This window comes from Nitratidesulfovibrio oxamicus (assembly GCF_015731765.1).
Taxonomy (GTDB): Bacteria; Desulfobacterota; Desulfovibrionia; order Desulfovibrionales; family Desulfovibrionaceae; genus Cupidesulfovibrio; species Cupidesulfovibrio oxamicus.
Map to the genome: position 1 here is coordinate 1 of NZ_VRYY01000172.1, position 5,059 is coordinate 5,059.

Sequence of the window (5,059 nt, forward strand, 5' to 3'; positions counted from 1 at the left end):
GGCTGACCCGCGCCGCCTTTGCCGACGCCGACGCGCTGTTCCGCGCCACCCGCGCCGCCATTGCCGAATGCCCGTGCGAAACCGGCTGCCCCTCGTGCGTGCATTCGCCCAAGTGCGGCTCCGGCAACCGGCCCATCGACAAGGCTGGCGCGCTGTTCCTGCTGGACCGCATGGCCCGCGGCACGCCGGAATCCGACCCGGTGCAGCCCGGGCTGGAGCAGGGTGGGAAGCAGGGAAAAGAGGGGAACATGTTTGAAGAAGGGGTGGGGGTGGGGAACCGGGGCGCTGCCCCGGACCCCGCCGGGTGGGCCGCGCCCCCCCGGTCCCCCCATCTGCGTCCGGACGCTGACGCCCGAAGCGGGCATCAGCGCCCGGACGAGGCAGCACGTCACGATTTTCGGTACATGGAAGAGGGGGCAGCACCACACCGTGCGATGCCCGATGCACACGGCAGAGCCGGAACGACCGTGCCCAGCGGTCTGGATTCAAACCCCCGCCCGGGAAAAGACCACGCCACGGCACACGCCCCCAAGGAGCACGCCATGACCACATCCCCCCGCGACGCCGGGCCGCTGCTTGCGTCACCAGCGGCAGGCAAGACTGAAGGAAAGAGCATCGCCCCCGTGGGCCGCTACATGGTGCTGGACGTGGAAACCCGCCGCGCGGCGGCGGATGTGGGCGGCTGGAACCGGGCCGACCGCATGGGCGTGAGCGTGGCCGTGCTCTACGACGCCGCCGACGATACCTACACCCCCTACGAGCAGGACGCCGTGCCCGAAATGCTCGACCGCCTGCGCGCGGCGGACCTGGTGGTGGGCTTCAACATCTCGCGCTTCGACTACGCGGTGCTCTCGCCCTTCGCCCCCTACGACCTGCACACCCTGCCCACCCTGGACATGCTGACCAAGGTAAAGGACCGCCTGTCCTACCGCATCTCGCTGGACAACCTGGCCCAGGCCACATTCGGCACTCCCAAATCGGCGGACGGCCTGCAAGCCCTGCAATGGTGGAAGGAACAGCGCCTCGACCTCATCGCCGAATACTGCCGCAAGGACGTGGAAATAACCCGCGCCCTGTTCCTGCATGGCCGCGAAAAGGGCTACCTGCTGTTCACCAACAAGGCCGGGCAGGCAGTGCGGGTGCCGGTGGCGTGGTAGCCCGTTTGCCTTGACGCGGCACAGGCCCGGCAACCCTCGGGGCATTGTCGATACGCAATCGATGTTGATCGGCAACCCCGCTTCCGTTCAGGAATACCCGCGCGCGATATTTCCCCATTGATACTCTGCCGCATCCGCTGCTATGCAACAGCGAATCATTGCGTGCGGAGGCTCCCATGGCCGTCTTGTTCTCGTTGTGTGCCCTGTGCCTGCTGATATGGCTGGTGTTCTTCCGCAGGCAAGCCGCCTCCGACCAGGAGATCATGAGCGTGGTGGTGGCCTTGCGCGCCCATCTGCTGCCCCTGGCGGAGACGGAAGGCGACACCGCCGACAATCTTGTTAACCTCGATCTCTCGCGGTACCGCTCCGGCACCGTGGCCCTGGCCCAGCCCCTGCCATCCCTCGACATCCTCGATTTCTTCGACCAGACCGGCACCACCGACCTTGCCCGCGATGCCCTGCGCGACATGCACATGGGCAGGCTGCTCAACCTGCTGCTGTTCTACGCCCTGGCGCGCGGACACATCAAAGGGGTGCACACCAACCGTTACGACCGCGCCCTGTTCGACCTGCTGGCCCGGCACGGCCTGCTCACCCCGGACAACCACACCCTGCTCCATGACAAGGTCATCCTCACCGCCGTGTTGTCGTTCTTTCACCCGCGCGGCGACCGACGTTATCTGATCCCGTGGATCGCGCAGCACCATGCCGAGGACTTTCACCAGGCCCTGCACCTGCGCAATGCCGAGTTGCTGGCCGCCATCATCGAACGCTTCGATGCGCGCCCCCTGCTCCCCATGGACAGGTACAACCGGAAGGAGGCGCGCCGCACCTACGATAGGCGCATCCTGTACAACCTGCCGCCCGAACACCTGCGCAACGGCAAGCCCACCGGCTTCTGGCTGCTTGCCCTGGAGCCGGTGCGCCTGTTCTACATGGGCCACGGTCGGGCGCGCCGCAAGGAATACTGGGGATTCACCCTGATCGCCATCCTGTGCAGCGTGGCCACGGGCGTGGCGGATGCGCTGCTGCAACTGCACATGTCGAACTTCATCTCGATACTGTGGGTGTTGCCCAGCATTGGCTTGGGGTTTCGGCGCATGCACGATATCGGGCGCAACGGAGGGTGGATGTTCGTGCCAGTGGTAAACCTGGTGATGGCCTGCATTCCCGGCCTGCCGGAAGCGAACATGTACGGCCCCAACCCCAAGGCCTGAGCGGGGGCACTTCCGGCCTGCGCGATCCTTCCGGCGCGGGTCGCGCATGAGCGCCATTGCCCTGCCCATTGGTTCCCACTGCCTTGCCGACCGCCTTGCGGTCGATGTGCCGCCAGCCCCGCCCAGCCACGGGGCGCTGCCTGCATTGCTTGCGCGCCTTCCACCCTGGCCTGTTCCCCTTCCATTCCGTCCATGCCCGTTCCGTGTCCGTTTCGCGTACCATCCCGTCGGCACTTCCCACCACCACCGCGTGAGCACCCACCCCTTTCGCGCCCTGCCCCTTCCCACGTCCGTGCCCCCGTGCTACGGTGGAAATTCCCGGAGTCCCGTGCATCGTCAAGCGCCGGGCATGACGGAACGTTATACTTGTCCGCCATGTCCCCGATGCCCCATGACATACGCACGGCCCGTACCGGCCCGCGCCGCGCCCACCCGCATCGGGCGCGCGGCATGACGGCCGCGTGGCGCGCCATCGGACATGGCCGCACCCACGACCGCAAACACACTCCCGCCCCAAAGGCTGCCCGCCAACCGCCCAACAGGAGGCATGCATGCTCCCCGCCGCGTACCAGGCATTTCTGAAGGAACTTCTGGAATTCATTCCCCGGCGCAACGTGTTCACCGATCCCCTGCGCACCCTGGCCTACGGCACCGACGCCAGCTTCTACCGGCTCATCCCCAAGGTCGTCGTGGACACCCACAACGAGGACGAGGTGGTGGGCGTCATCAAGCTGGCCAACAGGCACCGCCTGCCCATGACCTTTCGCGCGGCGGGCACCAGCCTTTCCGGCCAGGCCGTGACGGATTCCATCCTGGTGCGCTTGGGCGACGGCTGGCGCAAGTATGCCATCTTCGACAGCGCCACCAAGATTCGCCTGCAACCCGGCATCATCGGCAGCCACGCCAACCGGCTGCTGGCCGAGTTCGGGAAAAAGATCGGGCCGGACCCGGCCTCCATCGACACCTGCAAGATCGGCGGCATCGTGGCCAACAACGCCAGCGGCATGTGCTGCGGCGTGGCAGAGAACAGCTACAAGACGCTCAGCCACATGCGCGTCGTGTTCCATGACGGCACCGTGCTGGATACTTCCGACACCAAGAGCCGCGCCGCCTTCCAGCGCACCCACCCGGAAATAGTCAACGGCGTGGCCGCCATGCGGGCGCAGATCATGAACAAGCCGGAGCTGGCCGACCTGATCACCCGCAAGTTCAAGATCAAGAACACCACCGGCTACAGCCTGAACGCCCTGGTGGACTTTGCCGATCCGTTCGACATCATCCAGCACCTCATGGTGGGTTCGGAAGGCACCCTCGGCTTCATCAGCGAGGTGACCTACCATACGGTGACGGAACACGCCCACAAGGCCTCGGCGCTCGTCATCTTTCCCACCATCCGCGACGCGTGCGAGGCCACCATCATCCTGCGCCAGCAGCCCGTGTCCGCCGTGGAAATGATGGACCGCGCCTCCCTGCGCTCGGTGGAGGACAAGCCCGGCATGCCGGACGGATTGCAGGGCCTCCCCGATGACGCCGCCGCCCTGCTGGTGGAAACCCGCGCGGGCGACAAGGCCACCCTGGACGACCAGATTTCCCGCATCACCGCGTCCATCGACGCCATCCCCAAGATCCGCCCGGTGGCCTTCACCGACGTGCCCGCCGAGTTCGGCACCCTGTGGAACGTGCGCAAGGGCCTGTTCCCCGCCGTGGGCGCGGTACGCAAGGTGGGCACCACGGTCATCATCGAGGACGTGGCCTTCCCCATCGCCTCGCTGGCCGACGCCACCCTGGAACTGCAAACCCTTTTCGCCAAGCACGGCTACAGCGAGGCCATCATCTTCGGCCACGCCCTGGAAGGAAACCTGCACTTCGTGTTCACGCAGGACTTCAACACCCAGGCCGAGGTGGACCGCTACCGCGCCTTCATGGACGACGTGGCGGCCATGGTCGTCGGCACCTACTCCGGTTCGCTCAAGGCGGAACACGGCACCGGGCGCAACATGGCCCCGTTCGTGGAACTGGAGTGGGGGCGCGACGCCTTCCTGCTGATGCGCGAACTGAAGAACCTGTTCGACCCGTACGGACTGCTGAACCCCGGCGTCATCATCAACCCCGACGCAGAAGCGCACATCCGCAACCTGAAGCCGCTGCCCGCCGCGCACTCCATCATCGACAAGTGTATCGAATGCGGCTTCTGCGAACCCATCTGCCCCTCCAAGGACGTCACCTTCACCCCGCGCCAGCGCATCGTGGGCTGGCGCGAAATCTCGCGCATGAAGGCGGGCGACGAAAAGTCCGGCCTGCTCAAGCAGCTGTTCTCGGGCTACGACTACCTGGGCGACAACACCTGCGCCACCGACGGCCTGTGCGCCACGCGCTGCCCGGTGGGCATCAACACCGGCGCGTTCATCAAGGAATTGCGCGCCGACAAGGTGGGCCCGCGCGCGCAGAAGGCGGCGGACTGGGTGGCCCGCCACTACGGCGGGGTGTGCCGCACCGTGTCCGTGGCGCTGACCGGGGCGGATCTGCTGCACCGGGTGCTGGGCACCGACGTCATGAACAAGGGTGCGCAGTTCCTGCGCGTGGTCTCGCTGAAAAAGGCCCCGCTGTGGACGCGGGCCATGCCCACCGGCGCATCGGCCCCGGCGCACGCGCCGCGCGGCCCGGTGTCCGACCGCAAGGTGGTCT

At 66.7% G+C, this 5,059-nt stretch carries 3 protein-coding genes; all 3 read left to right on the forward strand.

Features of this window, described 5'->3' with window-relative positions; translation table 11 throughout:
* Positions 1-1,157 (forward strand): ribonuclease H-like domain-containing protein (locus tag FVW20_RS07260; RefSeq protein ID WP_196608907.1); only part of this gene is annotated, 1,157 nt, incomplete at its 5' end.
* 176 nt (positions 1,158-1,333) lie between these two features.
* Positions 1,334-2,374: a DUF805 domain-containing protein gene (locus FVW20_RS07265; RefSeq protein WP_196608908.1), complete on the forward strand. Its 1,041-nt coding sequence runs from the start codon at positions 1,334-1,336 to the stop codon at positions 2,372-2,374.
* 551 nt (positions 2,375-2,925) lie between these two features.
* Positions 2,926-5,059: FAD-binding and (Fe-S)-binding domain-containing protein (locus tag FVW20_RS07270; protein WP_196608909.1), on the forward strand; the 2,134-nt coding region annotated here is incomplete at its 3' end.